General features: G+C 29.5%; 16 protein-coding genes. 15 read left to right on the forward strand and 1 reads right to left on the reverse strand.

All coding sequences use genetic code 11. From position 1 onward, the window contains the following. Nucleotides 1-197: 197 nt before the first annotated feature. From IC174_RS00340 to IC174_RS00375, 8 genes are all read left to right on the forward strand, one after another. Nucleotides 198-857, forward strand: a complete 660-nt coding sequence (locus IC174_RS00340; RefSeq protein ID WP_227481835.1) for a response regulator transcription factor — start codon at nucleotides 198-200, stop codon at nucleotides 855-857. Nucleotides 858-1,061: 204 nt separating this feature from the next. Continuing rightward, complete coding sequence (locus IC174_RS00345; RefSeq protein WP_227435711.1) at nucleotides 1,062-2,120, forward strand: lysylphosphatidylglycerol synthase transmembrane domain-containing protein; 1,059 nt, start codon at nucleotides 1,062-1,064, stop codon at nucleotides 2,118-2,120. 244 nt (nucleotides 2,121-2,364) lie between these two features. Further along, the gene (fdhF, locus tag IC174_RS00350; RefSeq protein ID WP_227481836.1) at nucleotides 2,365-4,509 is read left to right on the forward strand and encodes a formate dehydrogenase subunit alpha; all 2,145 of its coding nucleotides are present in this window, start codon (nucleotides 2,365-2,367) and stop codon (nucleotides 4,507-4,509) included. A 47-nt stretch (nucleotides 4,510-4,556) separates the two neighbouring features. After that, nucleotides 4,557-5,390 (forward strand): formate dehydrogenase accessory sulfurtransferase FdhD, encoded by an 834-nt coding sequence (fdhD, locus tag IC174_RS00355; RefSeq protein ID WP_227435717.1) that lies wholly within the window; start codon nucleotides 4,557-4,559, stop codon nucleotides 5,388-5,390. An 11-nt stretch (nucleotides 5,391-5,401) separates the two neighbouring features. Then, a complete protein-coding gene (locus IC174_RS00360) occupies nucleotides 5,402-5,575 on the forward strand; it encodes a hypothetical protein (protein WP_227435728.1) in 174 nt (57 codons plus the stop codon). A 36-nt stretch (nucleotides 5,576-5,611) separates the two neighbouring features. Continuing rightward, a complete protein-coding gene (locus IC174_RS00365; protein WP_227435731.1) occupies nucleotides 5,612-6,163 on the forward strand; it encodes a 4Fe-4S dicluster domain-containing protein in 552 nt (183 codons plus the stop codon). Nucleotides 6,164-6,183: 20 nt separating this feature from the next. Continuing rightward, complete coding sequence (locus tag IC174_RS00370; RefSeq protein ID WP_227481837.1) at nucleotides 6,184-7,560, forward strand: [FeFe] hydrogenase, group A; 1,377 nt, start codon at nucleotides 6,184-6,186, stop codon at nucleotides 7,558-7,560. Then, nucleotides 7,560-8,075 (forward strand): 4Fe-4S dicluster domain-containing protein, encoded by a 516-nt coding sequence (locus tag IC174_RS00375; protein WP_227435736.1) that lies wholly within the window; start codon nucleotides 7,560-7,562, stop codon nucleotides 8,073-8,075. The genes IC174_RS00370 and IC174_RS00375 overlap by 1 nt, the downstream gene beginning before the upstream one ends. 83 nt (nucleotides 8,076-8,158) lie before the next feature. On the opposite strand, the gene IC174_RS00380 is transcribed toward IC174_RS00375, so the two are convergent. Continuing rightward, complete coding sequence (locus tag IC174_RS00380) at nucleotides 8,159-9,442, reverse strand: conjugated bile salt MFS transporter (protein ID WP_227481838.1); 1,284 nt, start codon at nucleotides 9,440-9,442, stop codon at nucleotides 8,159-8,161. A gap of 193 nt (nucleotides 9,443-9,635) precedes the next feature. Here IC174_RS00380 and IC174_RS00385 point away from each other — a divergent pair, with 193 nt between their 5' ends. From IC174_RS00385 to clpP, 7 genes are all read left to right on the forward strand, one after another. Further along, nucleotides 9,636-10,058, forward strand: a complete 423-nt coding sequence (locus IC174_RS00385) for a DUF3783 domain-containing protein (protein ID WP_227481839.1) — start codon at nucleotides 9,636-9,638, stop codon at nucleotides 10,056-10,058. A gap of 107 nt (nucleotides 10,059-10,165) precedes the next feature. After that, entirely contained in the window at nucleotides 10,166-11,104 is a 939-nt protein-coding gene (locus IC174_RS00390; protein WP_227435742.1) for a phosphoglycerate dehydrogenase, read from the forward strand. A gap of 186 nt (nucleotides 11,105-11,290) precedes the next feature. Then, nucleotides 11,291-13,315: an NAD-dependent DNA ligase LigA gene (ligA, locus tag IC174_RS00395; protein WP_227481840.1), complete on the forward strand. Its 2,025-nt coding sequence runs from the start codon at nucleotides 11,291-11,293 to the stop codon at nucleotides 13,313-13,315. Between the two features lie 157 nt (nucleotides 13,316-13,472). Then, entirely contained in the window at nucleotides 13,473-14,822 is a 1,350-nt protein-coding gene (gene rph / locus IC174_RS00400; RefSeq protein ID WP_227481841.1) for a ribonuclease PH, read from the forward strand. Next, nucleotides 14,822-15,292: a metallophosphoesterase family protein gene (locus IC174_RS00405; RefSeq protein WP_227435747.1), complete on the forward strand. Its 471-nt coding sequence runs from the start codon at nucleotides 14,822-14,824 to the stop codon at nucleotides 15,290-15,292. Before rph ends, IC174_RS00405 begins: the two co-directional genes overlap by 1 nt. A 193-nt stretch (nucleotides 15,293-15,485) precedes the next feature. Beyond that, complete coding sequence (gene tig / locus IC174_RS00410; protein ID WP_227481842.1) at nucleotides 15,486-16,772, forward strand: trigger factor; 1,287 nt, start codon at nucleotides 15,486-15,488, stop codon at nucleotides 16,770-16,772. 150 nt (nucleotides 16,773-16,922) lie between these two features. Then, nucleotides 16,923-17,507, forward strand: a complete 585-nt coding sequence (clpP, locus tag IC174_RS00415; RefSeq protein WP_227435751.1) for an ATP-dependent Clp endopeptidase proteolytic subunit ClpP — start codon at nucleotides 16,923-16,925, stop codon at nucleotides 17,505-17,507. Nucleotides 17,508-17,512: the final 5 nt, after the last annotated feature.

Below are 17,512 nucleotides of genomic sequence, written 5' to 3' on the forward strand. Positions count from 1 at the left end.
GGAATCTATGTAAAATAAATATTAAGTGTTTAAAATATAAATTTTTTATGTTTGAAGTGTTAAAATGATTCTACTATAAAATATTAATTAATTGCTTTAAGTTATAATATAATAGTATGAGATTTTATATAAATTTATAAAGATATAACTAAATATATAAATTAAGGTGTCATTAAATATGTAATGGAGGTGTTAGTATGTCTAAGATACTAGTAGTAGATGATGAATTAGATATGTTAAAGTTAATTGAAAATATATTAAAAAGAGATGGGCATGAAGTAAAGGTAATTAGTGATGTAGAAAACATTTTTGATATTGATTATAATCCTTTTAATCTAATAATATTAGATGTAATGATGCCCAAAATGGATGGTTTTGAAGTATGTAAAATTATAAGAAATAAGGTTGATTGTCCAATATTGTTTTTGACAGCTAAAAATATGGAAAGTGATGTTATGTATGGTCTTGGTATAGGGGCAGATGATTATATTACAAAGCCTTTTGGTGTAGGTGAGTTAAGAGCCAGAATAAATGCTCATTTGAGAAGAGAAAATAGAGAGAAAAAAAATTCATTAACTATATCAAATGTTCAATTTAATTTTTTGGGAAAAGAAATTTCTGTTGATAATAATAAGATAAATTTTACTAAGAGTGAGTACCTAATATGTGAATTTCTAGCAAAAAATAAGGGACAAGTCTTTTCAAAAGAAAGAATATATGAGCATATATATGGATTTGATGGAGAAAGTGATATAAGTGTTATTACAGAACACATAAAAAATATACGAAGCAAGTTGAAATCTTATGATATTTATACAATAGAGACTGTATGGGGGATAGGATATAAGTGGATATAATAAAGTATTACTCAGTGCAAATACATTATATATCTACAAAATGTTTGTAAAATATTAATCTATATATTAAAATTTAATTTATAGATTAATATTTTTTGTAAATTACAAAATTGTAAGGTATTTTGTTATAAAATATTAATATTAGTAGTGTATACTAATAATATGGTGTTTAATATAAATCTTGAGCAAAGGATGGTTTTTCTAATGGATAAACTAAAAAATATTAGAAAGAGTCTACTACAGTATACATTTTTATTTTTATTAATAGGTATAACAATTTACTTGGTATTTAAAACATTAGATATTAAGATGTTATCAAATGTTATAACTATGGTAGATAAAAAGTTTTTATTTGTAGGGGCTTTGGCAATAATGTCTCACATAATGCTTGAAGGATTAGTAATGAAGATAATTATAGAAAGTACTCACAAAGTCAATATTAGATTTATTGGTTTCAAGCTAGCCATTATGGGATTTTATTATAATCTAATAACTCCATTTGCTTCAGGAAGCCAACCAGTACAAATATATGTACTTAAAAAATGCAAAATGCCACTTAGTAAAGCAAGTGCAGTTGTTACAAATAAGTCTATTATTTTTCAAATAGTAGTTACTGTTTATTGCACAATATTAGTATTAATGAATCTAGCTATGCTAGAAAAACAAATGAAAGTAATCATGCCCTTAGTGTTTCTAGGAATAGCAATTAATTCATTTGTTTTAATTATGATAATTTTAGTTATTTTAAATCCTCAAAAAATAAAATATTTTATGAGAGTTTCAGTAAAATATTTATCAAAATTTAAGTTTTTAAGATTCCTAGAGAGTAAAGTAGACTCTATAGAAAATTTTATAGATGATTATAGTAAAGCAATAAGTTTTTTTGCTAAAAATAAAAAAGTATTGATTTTAACTATTATAGTGACTTTTATTCAATTAAGTGCTTACTTTAGTGTATCATTTTGGATATATAAAGCATTTAATTTACAAGGTTATAGTTATATTTATATATTAACACTACAAGCTTTTTTATATATGGCAATATCTCCAATACCAACACCTGGTAATGTAGGAGCTAATGAATTAGCATTTTTCACTATATTTAAATCAGTATTTCCTCAACCTCTAATGGGTTATGCAGTATTTTTATATGGTGGATTTATGTACTATTTGATTCTGATTGGAAGTGGTATCTTTACTGTAATCACTCACTATAGAATGAAAAATAGAATTGGTAGAAATGCCATTTTAAGTGAAAATTAGATAAATCTAAATAAGCATATAGTAAAAAATATGTCATAAGAACTATAATATTTTAATTAGGCGATTAAAATATAAGGATTGTTATGACATATTTTTTTTAAAATTTAAAAGGAATTGTGAGAAAATTGTTGAATTTAATAGATAATATTGCAAAATATTTGTAAATTTTGCATATTATAAAAGTACTTTATTATCTTTAAGGTAAATTTTACTCATCAGGGGATAAATCTAAGGGGGGAAATGTATGGAGAAGAAAATTTTAACAGTTTGTCCATACTGTGGAGCTGGATGCCAATTATATCTAGTAGTAAAAGATAACAAGATATTAAAAGCGGAGCCAGCTGATGGTAGAACAAATCAAGGAAGTTTATGTTTAAAAGGTCGTTATGGATGGGATTTTCTAAATGACCCTAAAATTTTAACACCTAGGCTAAAAAAACCAATGATAAGAAAACAAGGTGTGTTAGAAGAGGTTGAATGGGATGAAGCTATAAGTTATACAGCTTCAAGATTAAACGAAATTAAAGAAAAATATGGTCCTGATTCTATTATGGGAACAGGCTCTGCAAGAGGGCCTGGTAATGAAGCAAATTATATAATGCAAAAATTTATGAGAGCTACAATAGGAACTAATAATGTTGACCATTGTGCTCGTGTCTGACATGCACCATCTGTAGCCGGTCTGGCTTACTCATTAGGTAGTGGTGCAATGTCTAATTCTATACCAGAAATAGAAAACGCAGATGTTTTATTCATATTTGGATATAATGGAGCAGATTCACATCCAATAGTTGCAAATAGAATAATTAAAGCTAAGAAAAATGGAGCTAAGTTAATTGTTACTGACCCTAGATTAACTGAGTCTGCAAGAATTGCTGATATACATCTACCTATAAAGGGTGGAACAAATATGGTTTTAGTAAATGCTTTTGGAAACGTTTTAATAGAAGAAGGTCTTTACAATAAAGACTTTGTTCAAAACCATACACAAGGATTTGATGAGTACAAAGAAATTGTTAAACCATATACAGCTAAATATGCTGAGAAGCTGACAGGAATTCCAGAAGAACTTATAAGAAGAGCTATGAGAGAATATGCAAAAGGTAAGAAGGCAATGATACTTTATGGAATGGGTGTCTGCCAATTTGGTCAAGCTGTTGATGTAGTTAAAGGGCTTGCATCAATTGCTCTACTTACAGGTAATTTTGGTAGAGAAAGCGTTGGAATAGGACCTGTACGTGGACAAAATAATGTTCAAGGAGCTTGTGATATGGGGGCTCTTCCTAATGTATATCCTGGTTATCAAAATGTAACTGATGATAAGATAAGAGAAAAATTTGAAAATGCTTGGGGAGTAAAGTTATCTCCTAATAATGGATATAGTTTAACTCAAGTTCCAAATTTAGTGTTAAAAGAGAAGAAGCTTAAAGCTTATTATATATTTGGGGAAGACCCAGTACAAAGTGACCCAGATGCATCAGAAGTTAGAGAGGCTTTAGATGAGTTAGAGTTTGTTGTTGTTCAAGATATATTTATGAATAAGACAGCACTTCATGCTGATGTTATACTTCCAGCTACTTCTTGGGGCGAACATGATGGAGTATATACATGTGCAGATAGAGGATTCCAATTGATGAGAAAAGCTATAGAGCCACAAGGAGATGTAAAACCAGACTGGCAAATTATAAGTGAAATTTCTACAGCAATGGGATATCCTATGAACTACAAAAATACTAGAGAAATATGGGATGAACTAAGAGCATTATGTCCAAATTTCTTAGGCGCTACTTATGAAAAAATAGAGGCTCAAGGTTCTGTTCAATGGCCTTGTAAGAGTGAAAGTATGGAAGACAAAGGAACTATGTATCTATATGAAGGACAAAAATTCTCTACTCCTAATGGAAGAGGTAATTTATTTGCTGCAGAATGGAGACCTCCTATGGAAGTTGAAGATGATGAGTATCCATTTAGTTTATGTACTGTGAGAGAAGTTGGTCACTATTCAGTAAGAACTATGACTGGTAACTGTAGAACACTTAGTTCATTAGAAGATGAGCCAGGTCGTGTTCAAATAAATTGTAATGATGCAGATAGATTAGGAATTGAAGATGATGAACTAGTTAGAATTAGTTCAAGAAGAGGAAGTGTAATAACAAGAGCAACAGTAACTGACAGAGTTAAAGAAGGAGCAACATATATGACTTATCAGTGGTGGGTTGGAGCTTGTAATGAGCTTACAATAGCAAACTTAGACCCTATATCTAAAACACCAGAATACAAATATTGTGCTGTTAAACTTGAAAAACTTGATGACCAAGAGTTAGCAGAGAAATGTGTAAGAGAAGAATATCAAAGTCTTAAAGATAAAATGACTGCCACAAATGTTTAGTAGTTATTAGATTAAAGATTTATAAAAAGCGGAAGGGCAAATATCTTATGGAGAATATATACTCAAAAACTAAGTCCCAAGAAAATAGTAAAGGTGAAGTTTTTGAAAACAGTTATAGTTTAGTAGATTATGAATACATGAATTCTTTTAAATTAGAAATAAGCAAAATAAATGAACATGATTTATCAAATGAATATGAAGAAATAATTGCAGAATATCCACTTAGCTTTATTTTAAATGATAAATACATAAATACATTTTTATGTACACCATATAATTTAAAAGAGCTTGTAGTTGGTTTTTTGAGAACAAAGGGATATATAGAAAATAAAAAAGACATATTAGATATAGAAATAAATGATAAGGAACGTGTTACAAAAGTAACTATTCAAGAGAGACATAAGGATGAAGAGGAACAAATTATATTTTTAAACTCACTAGACTATATAAGTTGTGCTCCTGTAGAGAGTAATATAAAAATAAATTATGATGCGATTTACAGTATAATGGATAAAAACTTAAATTCGTCAGAATTATTTAAAAATACAGGTGGAGTACATAGTGTATCCATATTTGATAATGATAAAAAAATAGTGACCTGTGAAGATGTAGCAAGGCATAACGCAATGGATAAAGCAATAGGGTTTTGTGTTTTAAATGAAATATCACTAAAAGATAAAACTGTAGTTGTAAGTGGGAGAATATCTTTAGAGATGATACTAAAGGCAGCTATGACTCAAATTCCTATTGTAATATCAAAATCAGCACCAACTAATTTATCAATAGAGCTTTCTAAAAAATTAAATATAACTCTTATTGGATTTGTAAGAGGAAGACGAATGAATATCTATGCAAATTCACAGAGAGTTATCAAAAAGTGAGACTGAAGCGTATGTATGCTAATAAAGAAGAAAAAAAATATTCAAGATGTGAAGTGTGTGGAGTAGTAATTGATGATACTGACAAAGTATATGCCAATAAATATAATTTGTGTAAAAAATGCAAGCGAAATATAAGTATTGAAAAAACACTAAAATATATAAATATATATAATAAAAATAACTAGGGACTTAGAAATATACAAATTGAAAGGTGGGATAATATGAATAATAAAATAGGCTCTTTTGTAATAGCAGACCCAAGTAAATGTACAGGTTGCAGATCTTGTGAAGTAGCTTGTTTTACAATGCATAACCAACATAATAATGTAGGATATACGGTTGGGACAGTTGACATACCAGTTATACCTAGACTCTATTTAGTAAAAGGTGATACTTTCTGTATGCCAATACAATGTAGACATTGCGAAGATGCTCCTTGTCTAAATTCATGTCCACAAAAAGCTATAAACAAAGAGAACAATGTCATGTTTGTTAATGAAGAAAAGTGTATAGGGTGTAAAACTTGTCTCCTAGCATGTCCTTTTGGAGCTATAGATTTACTTCCACAATATAAAGATGGTAAAGAAGTAGAACAAGTAATTTTGGAAGAAAATAAAAAAATAGCGTATAAGTGCGATTTATGTAAAGACAATGAAAAAATAGCTTGTATAAGCGCATGTCCTCAAGATGCATTAAAACTTGTTACTCCAATAGATGACAAAAAAGCTAAGAATAGACAAGCTGCACTTAGTTTATTGTTGACAAATAAATAAAGGATAAAGGGGTGACGTTTATGATAATAAATATAGATAAAGATTTATGTACTGGATGCAGAGAATGTTCAAAGGTATGTCCAGTAAATGCTATTGAGGGGGAAGAAGGAAAACCACAAGAGATAAACCTAGATAGATGTGTTATGTGTGGTCAATGTGTTCAAACTTGTAAATCGTATGCTTCAGTTATAGATGAAGGATTTGAGTTTTTGAAAGATAAAAAACAAGAACGAAAAATACCAGAATCAATAAATGAACCTATATTCGCAGCACATAATGTATGCGATGTAGATAGGGTAAAAAAAGCTTTAAGTGACCCAGATGTATTTACTATGGTTCAATGTGCACCAGCAGTTAGAGTAGCTTTGGGAGAGGATTTTGGATACTATCTAGGATATTTAGGTGCTGGAAAAATGGCAGCAGCGCTTAGAGCATTAAAATTTGATAGAGTTTATGATACTAATTTCGCAGCTGATTTAACTATAATGGAAGAAGGTAGTGAGTTAATTAAGAGGGTTACAGAAGGTGGAACTCTTCCAATGTTTACATCTTGTTGTCCAGCTTGGGTTAAATTTATGGAAAAAAATTATCCTAAGTTAACTAATCACTTGTCTTCTTGTAAATCACCTCAACAGATGGGTGGCGCAATATTTAAGACATATGGCGCAGAAATAAATAATGTGGATGTATCTAAAATATTTAGTGTTTCTATAATGCCATGCACATGTAAAAAGTATGAATGTGATAGAGAAGAGATGGATTCTAGTGGATATAGAGATGTAGATGTAGTGTTAACTACTAGAGAACTAGCTTACCTAATAAAAGACATGGGAATTGATTTTAAAAATTTAAGAGAAGAAAAGTTTGACAGCCCTTTAGGTAGTTACAGTGGAGCTGGAACTATATTTGGTGTTACTGGTGGAGTTATGGAAGCAGCTATAAGAACAGGTTATGAGCTTATAACTGGAGAAAGCATACCTAATGTAGAAGTAAAACAAGTACGAGGAGAAAGTGGTTTTAGAAAATCAACTATTAAGGTAGGAGATTTAGACTTAAGAGTTGGTGTAGTAAGTGGACTGCAAAATGTAATACCAGTACTTGAAGATTTAGAAAAAGGAAAGTTGGATATAGATTTTATAGAGGTTATGACTTGTCCTGTTGGATGTGTAAGTGGTGGAGGTCAGCCAAAAATTTTACTAGAAGAATATAAAGAATTAGCCTATGAAAATAGAACAAAAGCAACATATGTGCATGATGAACACTTGGCAATTAGAAAATCTCATGAAAATTCTGACATTAAAAAATTATATGATGAATATCTAGTGGAGCCATTAGGAGAAAAATCTCATCATTTATTACACACTACATACTGTATAGGAAAGGAAGTGGCTAAGTAATGAATTATTTTGTTATAGCAGACCCTGATAAGTGCATAGGATGTAGAACTTGTATGATAGGATGTGTGGTTGCACATTCAGATGAAGATATTTTTTACAAAAGTCCAGACGAGATAAACTTTAATCCAAAACTTTCTGTCATAAAAACAAAGGAAGTTAGTGCTCCAATACAATGTAGACATTGTGAGGATGCTCCTTGTGCAAAGGCCTGTCCAAATGGTGGTATAGTTAGGGTGGGTAATACAATAAAAATAAATGAAGAAAATTGTATAGGATGTAAGACTTGTATGCTGGCATGTCCTATAGGAGCAATAGATATAGTTACACTAAAAGATATAGACAAAGGAAAGCTTTGCTTTAGAGAAAGAATGACAGCAAACAAATGTGATTTTTGCATAGATTCACCAGAAGGACCAGCATGTGTAAATGTATGTCCAACAAAAGCATTTACTATAGTTAAAGATGAGGATATAGATAATACTGTTAAAAATAAAAGAAAGTTAGCTATATTATAATATAATTAATAAAAAGATGGAGTTCTAGTTGTTATTAGAGTCTCCATCTTTTTTGTATAATTTTTATAGGGATTAAGAATTAATTATTGTGCCAATTTATCTAACCTTTTCTTATTTAACTTTGTCATTCCCATAGAAGCTGTGATAAGTAAAGCATAGGCGACTATAACTGATAAAATTATAATAGACCAAGAGAATTTATAGCCAAAATTATCAACGAGTAATCCAAATAATGTTGAACCAAGTGCAAATCCAATTGCAAAAATTAACTGAACAATGCCAAAAATACTGCCAAACTCCTTTTGACCAAAAAAAGCACCAGTTAAATAAGCAGGTCCTATCATATAAGCAAATACAGAAAGACCCTTTAAAATAGCAAATACAAATGCAAGATTAGAAGATTTATCGACAAATAGTAATGATAAAGTAGCTATAAGTACAAATATAAAAGATATAATCAGTGGTTTTATTTGACCAAATTTATCAAACAATAATCCTCCAAATAAATTACCAATAAGAGCAAATAATGCAAAAGTGGAACCTACTGTTCCTATTAAAATTGGATTTATATAATTTCTAAGGTAGGTCGGATATTGTACAGATAATGATGAAACATATATACCTACAAAAGCAAATCCAATTGTCATAATCCAAAAATATTTATTCTTTTTAGCCTCTTTTAACGTATAACCCCATACTGAAGGGGATATTTTATTAGGTGTTTCATCATTTTTTATTTTAGAGTTTATTTTCTCATTAGTATCTTTAGGCATTTTAAGCATAAATAATGTCACAGGTATACCAACTATTAGTGCTACAATTCCAAATGTTAGATAAGAACGGCTATATCCTTGAGATGCTAATGAACGAACTACAAGTTGTTGTAGAAATATACTACCAATAGAGCCACCAGCAAAAGCAAAGCCCATAGCTTTTCCTTTACTTTTTTCATCAAACCAAGCACTTATTAAAATTGGTATTCCTATCGCAGATATAATTGTAGCTCCAATTTGTACGATGCATGATACTGTATAAAATTGCCATAGTTCAGTACATATAGAAAATGTAGCAAAACCAATGCTAGAAATTATACAGCCTAATAAATATAATATCTTAACATTGACCTTGGAAAATAATTTACCTATAAATGGTGAAGCAATTGCTGAAGCAATAGTACCAAAAGTAAATATTAGAGAAAAAGATGCTAATCTAAAACCTTCTCCTTCTACAACATAACTTATAAACTGAGGCTGTATACTTGCTACAATACTAAATGGTATAGCTTGTATCAACATGCAACCAAGTACTATAATCCAAGCAGATGAAAAGTTTTTAATGCTAAAATTTTTGTTTAGTAGTATCTTCATGGTATGATATCTCTCCTTTAGATTATAATTTGTAAATATTAATCTAATTATTCTAAATTTATATATTAGTTTTGGATAGATGAATTAGTTGTATGTAATTTGGGGTATTAATATAAAAATTATCTGTAAAAATTGATTATTTTAAATAGATAGGGTAAATTAAAATATATAGATAAATGAAAGGATGGATAAAATGTCATTTGAAAAAATAAATAATAATAATCTAGATAAAATACACAGCAGGAAATGTATTATGTTTGTAAATTTTAATCAAAAAGAATTATCATTAATTAAAAATGTTAGTAATTTTGCTGGAATAAGAGACCATATCATTTTAAGTGATAAAAATGGTGAAAACATAGTAAGAGATATTTTGGATGGGAATATATCAAGTGAATGTGATAATGGAATTAAAAGTAAGTCTGTAATATTTAATAATATTTCCAGCACACAAGTAAATGCATTTTTAGAAGGATTGAAAAAAGTAAGAATAAATAGACCTTTTACAGCAATGGTAACAGAGACATCTATTGATTGGACATTAAATAATTTAATAGAAAATTTAGTTCAAGAACGCAATGCTATGTCTTCAGGAAAAACAATTGAGCATAAGTAAATTAGTTTTTAGAACCATCTTCTAATAAATTTAACTAATATGTGTTAAGTATCATATTATACTGTAAGATATAAAAATCTTAATATAAGTGGATGGAGGAAAGTAAAATGAAAGTATTATTTACAATAAATTATGGAGAAGAAAAATTTAAAAAAATAAATGAATTAGGATATGATGTTATACATTATTCTGAAGATAGTATAGAAAATAATGAAGATGTAAACACTGCAGATGTGCTAGTTACATATAATCCTTTTGACAGACTAGATATTTCCAAAATGGAAAATTTAAAATATATACAAACAACAAGTGTAGGTATAGACCAAATACCAAAAGAAGATGTGTTAAAAAGAGATATCAAAATAGCTAACAATAGAGGCGGGTATAGTATACCTATTGGTGAAAGCATTGTTATGTATATTTTAGAAATTTATAAAAATAGTGCAAAATTTTTTAAACAACAGAAAAATAAAGAATGGAAAATGGATTTTTCTGTATCAGAATTATATGGTCAAAGGGTTGGATTTCTTGGAACAGGAACTATATCATCAGAAGCAGCTAAAAGGTTAAAGGCCTTTGGTGTAGAAATATGGGGAGTCAATACTGATGGAAGTAATAAAAAATACTTTGACAAGTGTTTTTCTACTGAAGATATGGATGTTGTATTTAAGGAATGTGACATAATAGTCGTAGCAATGCCTTCTACAAAGAGTACAGACGGAATAGTAAATAAAGATATGTTTAATCTTATGAAAGAAGGTTCTGTATTTATTAATGTAGGTAGAGGAAACACCATTAATCAGAAAGATTTAGAAGATTGTGTAGAGAAGTTTAGAGGTGTAGCGTTAGATGTATTTGAAAGTGAGCCTTTAAGTAAAGATAATAAACTATGGGAGCTTGAAAATGTTATAGTAACTCCTCATAACTCTTGGGTGTCTGATAAAAATAAAGAGAGAACATTTAATATGGTCTATAATAATTTAAAACATTATATAATAGAAAATAAACCTGTAGATAATGTTGTAGATATATCAAAAGGTTATTAAATATATAAAAATTCTAATGAAAATAAAAAACTCTTATTGGTATTGTTAGAGATACTATAAGAGTTTTTTTTGTAATAAATTTAAAGTCAAAAAAGTGATATACTAAAAAATATATAAATAGGAAATAATTAATTATAGGGAAATTTTAAAATGATTCAATTTAAAAAATATGAAGAGGTGCTAAGAGTGAGCGTTAAAAATGAAATTAATAAACTTATAGAACAAATAAACTATCATAATGAAAGGTATTATAACCAAGATAGCCCAGAAATATCGGACTACGAATATGACAAGCTAATGAAAGAACTAATATCTTTGGAAGAACAAAATCCAGAACTAAAGAGAGTTGATTCTCCAACAAATAGAGTAGGAGGTAAGCCATTAGATAAATTTAATCAAATTGTACATAAAACTCCTATGCTAAGTTTATCAAATGCTTTTTCAGAACAAGATTTGAGAGATTTTGATAAGAGAGTTCAAGATTATGTGGGAGACAATGTTGAATACGTTGTTGAATTTAAAATAGATGGGCTTTCAGTAGGTCTTACCTATGATAATGGAGCGTTTGAAAAAGGAGCAACTAGAGGTGATGGGATTGTGGGAGAAGATATTTCTCAAAATTTAATGACGGTCAAAAGCATACCTCTTAAAATAGATGAAAAAAAAGAGTTAATAGTTAGAGGAGAAGTCTATATATCAAAAGATAACTTTAGAAAAGTGAATGAACAACAAGAAGAACAGGAACAACCACTATTTGCTAATCCAAGAAATCTTGCAGCAGGTTCATTAAGACAATTAGACTCAAAATTAACTGCAAAGAGACCACTAGATATATTTGTATTCAATATGGAAAATATAGAAGATTATGACTTAAAAAGTCACAGCGAATCCTTAGAATATTTAGAAAAGCTAGGCTTTTCAGTAAGTCAAAATTATAAAGTTTGTAAAAATATAGATGAAGTTATCGAACATATTGAACATTGGACAGAAAATAGAGGTAATTTAGAATACGAGATAGATGGAATGGTAATAAAAGTAAATAATATAAAACAAAGGGAAGAGATGGGATATACGGCAAAGAGCCCAAGATGGGCAATTGCATATAAATTTCCAGCAGAAAAGAAAAAAACTAAAATAGTAGATATAATAGTAGAAGTTGGAAGAACTGGTACAATAACACCATCAGCAGTACTTGAACCAATTAGACTTGCTGGTACTACTGTAAGTAGAGCAACACTTCATAATGAAGACTATATAAAAGAGAAGGACATAAAAATAAATGATACAGTATTGGTTCAAAAAGCAGGAGATATAATACCTCAAGTTTTAGAAGTTATAAAAGAAGCTCGTACTGGGGAGGAAGTAGATTTTAAAATGCCAGAAAAATGCCCTGTTTGTTCAGAACCAACAGTAAGATTAGAAGGAGAAGCTGCTGTAAAGTGTATAAATATGTCTTGTCCAGCTCAAATAAGAAGGGGAATTATACATTTTGTATCAAGAGACGCGATGAATATAGATGGTTTAGGAGAATCTATAATTACATTGTTGCTAAATGAAAAAATAATTCAAGATGTGTCTGATTTATATTATATAAAACAGGAAGATGTAGTTGATTTAGAAAGAATGGGTGAAAAATCTGCTGATAATTTAATAAATTCAATAGAAAAGTCAAAAGAAAATGATTTATGGAGACTTATAAATGGTTTAGGAATTAAATTTATAGGCGTTAAGGCAGCTAAGATACTTGCTTCAAAATTTAAAGATTTAGATGATGTGATTTCTGCAACAATTGAGCAATTAGAAGATTTAGAGGAATTTGGGAGTATAATGGCAAATAGTGTTGTTGAGTTTTTTAAGGAAGATAAAAATATAAATGTCATAGAAAAACTAAAAAGTGTAGGAGTAAATACAAAATCATTAGAAAATACAGGTGAAACAGTAGAAAGAATATTTGAAGGAATGAAAATAGTATTGACTGGTACACTTCCTACATTAAAAAGAAATGATGCAAAAGATATGATAGAAAAAAGAGGTGGAAAAGCTACATCTAGTGTAAGTAAATCGACAACTTTTGTTTTAGCTGGAGAAGAAGCTGGCTCTAAACTTACAAAAGCAAATGATTTAGGAATTAAAGTTATAGATGAAGAGAGATTTTTAGAATTATTAACTTTATTATCGAAAGATGAAGTAAAAGCTGTATTAGAGGGCTAAAAAGTCACTTAATTTAGTAGAAAACTACTATAATTAATGATAGAATAGTTCAGTAAGCTATCGAATTATGAAAAATGACATTATATGAGATTAATAAAATTAAAACTTATAAAAATAAATTTATAAAATATATAAGGATTAGGAAAGGATATAAAAAATGACCAGAAGTTATGATAGAACTAATGAACAGATAAGACCTGTAAAGATTACTAGAAATTATACAAAGTACGCAGAAGGTTCTGTTCTTATAGAAATGGGAGAGACAAAGGTTATATGTACTGCATCAGTGGAAGAAAAAGTACCTCCTTTTTTGAGAAATAGTGGTACTGGGTGGATAAATGCTGAATATTCAATGTTACCAAGGGCAACTCAACAGAGAAAAATAAGGGACGCATCTAGAGGAAAAATCGACGGAAGAACTCAAGAGATACAAAGGTTAATAGGAAGAGCGATAAGGTCTGTTATAGACTTAAATAAATTAGGAGAAAGAACTATTTGGGTAGATTGTGATGTGATTCAAGCTGATGGTGGAACTAGAACTGCATCTATAACTGGGGCGTTTGTAGCAGTTGCAGAAGCAATCTATAAATTATATAAAGCAAAAACATTAAAAGAAATGCCAATAACAAATTTTGTATCTGCAATTAGTGTCGGAATAGTAAATGAAACTCATATGCTAGATTTATGTTACGAAGAAGATTCTAAAGCACAAGTAGATATGAATATAATAATGACTGATAAGTGTGAGTTTGTAGAAGTACAGGGGACTGGTGAAGAGAAACCTTTTTCAAGAAAAGATTTAAATTTATTGTTAGAGTTAGGAGAAAAAGGGAATAAAGAACTAATAAGGCATCAAAGGGATGTTTTAGGTGAAATAGCAGATGATATATTAGGTATGGATTATGGCAATGAAGTTGTTATTGCTACTAATAATGCTCATAAGTTAGAAGAAATAGGTGCAATCTTAAAGGACTTTGAATATACTGTATATTCTCTAAAAGATGTTGATTTAGCAGGTATAGAAATAATAGAGGATGGAAAAACCTTTGAGCATAATGCATTGATAAAAGCTAGAACAATAGCTAGAAAAACTAAACTTATAGCTATAGCAGATGATTCTGGTTTAGAGGTAGATGCATTAGGCAAAAAACCAGGTGTTTATTCAGCTAGATATGCAGGAGAGCATGCTACAGATGAAGAAAATAGAGAAAAGCTATTAAAAGCCATGCAAAATGTGCCAATGAGTAAAAGAAATGCAAGATTTGTCTCTGCAATAGCAGTAGTTTTTCCAGATGGAAAAGAATTTGTAGTAAGAGGAATTTGTGAAGGAATGATAGGCTTTGAAGAAAAGGGCAAAAATGGCTTTGGATATGATAGCTTGTTTATAGTAAAGGGATATAATAAAACTTTTGGTGAAATACCTAGTGTTATAAAAAATTCAATCAGCCACAGAGCAAATGGACTAAAGATTATGAAACAAGAGTTTATGAAAAGGGTAGTGAAGTAATGAGAATAGGCATAATAAGTGATACACATATGATGATTAAAAATATGGAAAAGACAATACCATATTTAGAAGAATGTGACTTAATAATTCATGCAGGAGACAACTTTACAGACTCAAGATATCTTCATAATATGACTAAAGTGGGAATTATTGCAGTTAAAGGAAATTGTGATTTTGATGCTATAGAAGAAGAACTTGTCTTTGAAGTAGCAAATAAGACTATATTTTTATGCCATGGTGATAAGTATGGTGTAAAATATGGAACACAAATGTTAGAAAATAAAGCTACTGAAGTTAATGCCGACATAGTTATATTCGGTCATACTCATACTCCATTTAGAGAAATTAAAAATGGTGTGCTTTACATAAATCCTGGAAGTACTTCACTTCCAAGAGGAGTATCGTATAAGAGTTTTGTAATTATGGAGATAGAAGAAGATGATATAAATATAGAGGAAATACGCATATAAAGGTGTATTTATCTAAAAAAATAGCAAAAAACACTCAAAAAATTAAATTTTATCAAATAAGTACAACGATATTAATGGAACACTTGTAAATAAAAAAACTTATGTGATATAATTAAGTGGTTGAATTATAAATAGAATGAATTATGATACCATTATCGGGTATTACATAAATATCACTAGGAGGATTAGAAGGATGAAAGCAGAACTAATTAAAAAAGAGGGTAATAAAGTTACTTTAAAAATAACAGTAGATAACAATAAATTTGAAGCAGCAGTAAATAAGGCTTATAATAAAAGCAAAAGCAAATATAATATACCTGGATTCAGAAAAGGTAAAGCTCCAAGAATTGTTATAGAAACTCAATATGGAAAAGGTATCTTCTATAATGATGCTATAGAAGTGTTATTCCCAGAAGTTTATCCAGAAGCTATCAAGGAATTAGATATAGATCCAATAGACAATCCAGATTTAGATATAGAAGAAATAAGCAAAGACAATGGATTAGTTATGGTTCTTAATGTTGAAGTTAAACCAGAGTTTGAATTAGGAAACTATAAGGGTATAGAAGTAGCTAAGGTTGAGAATACTGTAAGTGATGAAAATGTTGAAGCTAAATTACAAGAAATGGTTGAAAAAAATGCTAGATTAGTAAGTGTTGAAGACAAAGCTTTAGAAGATGGAGATACAGCTATAATAGACTTTGAAGGTTTTGATAATGGTGTAGCTTTTGATGGTGGTAAAGGTGAAAATTATAACTTAGTTATAGGTTCAAACACATTTATACCAGGATTTGAAGAGCAATTAGTAGGTAAAAAAGCTGGTGAAGAAGTTGAAGTTAATGTTACTTTCCCAGAAGAATACCACTCAGAAGATTTAGCTGGAAAGCCAGTTGTATTTAATGTAAAAGTAAATGATGTAAAAGTAAAAGAATTATCTGTATTAGATGATGAATTTGCTAAAGATACTAGTGAATTTGATACTTTAGATGAATTAAAAGCAGATGTAAGAGCTAAATTAGAAGAAGAAGCTAAAAATAAAGCAGATGCAGAAATTAGAAATTCAGTAGTAGAAAAAGTTGCTGAAAATACAGAAATAGAAATACCAGAAGTTATGGTAGAACATCAAATAGATAATATGTTAAACGAACTTAATTACCAATTACAATATCAAGGATTTGGATTACAACAATTACTAGAGATGACTGGTAGAACTATGGAAGAATTAAGAGAAGAAAGAAAAGAAGATGCTAAAAAATTAGTTAAATCTTCTCTAGTATTGGAAGCAATAACTAAAGCTGAAGGAATTGAAGCAACAGAAGATGAATTTAAAGCTGAATTAGAAAAAATGGCTTCTGCTTACAATATGGAAGTAGAAAAAATAGAAACTACTTTAAGAGATGCTGATAAGGAAGATATAAAAGGACAAATAAAAATAAGAAAGACAATAGACTTATTAGTTGAAAGTGCAACAATAGCTTAATAAAATAACCGCTATAACTAATACAGTTGACGTTATAGAATGTTTAGTATATAATGTTGTGCAAATATAATTTAGTTAAATGCGTAAAATAATTTACAGTAGCTTAAAAAAGCTACTGTAAATTATATAGAATAAAGGGGGTATGAAACCATGGCATTAGTACCTGTAGTTGTTGAACAAACAGGAAGAGGAGAAAGATCTTATGACATCTTCTCTAGACTATTAAAGGACAGAATAATCTTCTTAGGAGATCAAGTTAATGATGCCACAGCAGGGCTTATAGTAGCACAGCTATTATTCTTAGAAGCTGAAGACCCAGACAAAGATATACATTTATATATAAATTCTCCAGGAGGAAGTATAACTTCTGGAATGGCTATATATGATACTATGCAATACATCAAACCAGATGTAAGTACTATATGTATAGGTATGGCTGCTTCTATGGGAGCATTCTTGTTGGCAGCAGGAGCAAAAGGAAAAAGACTAGCACTACCAAATAGTGAGATAATGATACATCAACCACTAGGTGGAGCTCAAGGTCAAGCAACAGATATAGAAATTCACGCAAAGAGAATTTTAAAAATAAAAGAAACTTTAAATGAAATATTATCTGAAAGAACTGGTCAGCCATTAGAGAAAATCAAAATGGATACTGAACGTGATAACTTCATGAGTGCATCAGAAGCTAAGGAATATGGCTTAATAGATGAAGTATTTACAAAGAGACCGTAGATAGA

Origin of the sequence: Clostridioides sp. ES-S-0001-03, assembly GCF_020676075.1 — a bacterium.
In the GTDB taxonomy this organism is placed as follows: domain Bacteria; phylum Bacillota; class Clostridia; order Peptostreptococcales; family Peptostreptococcaceae; genus Clostridioides.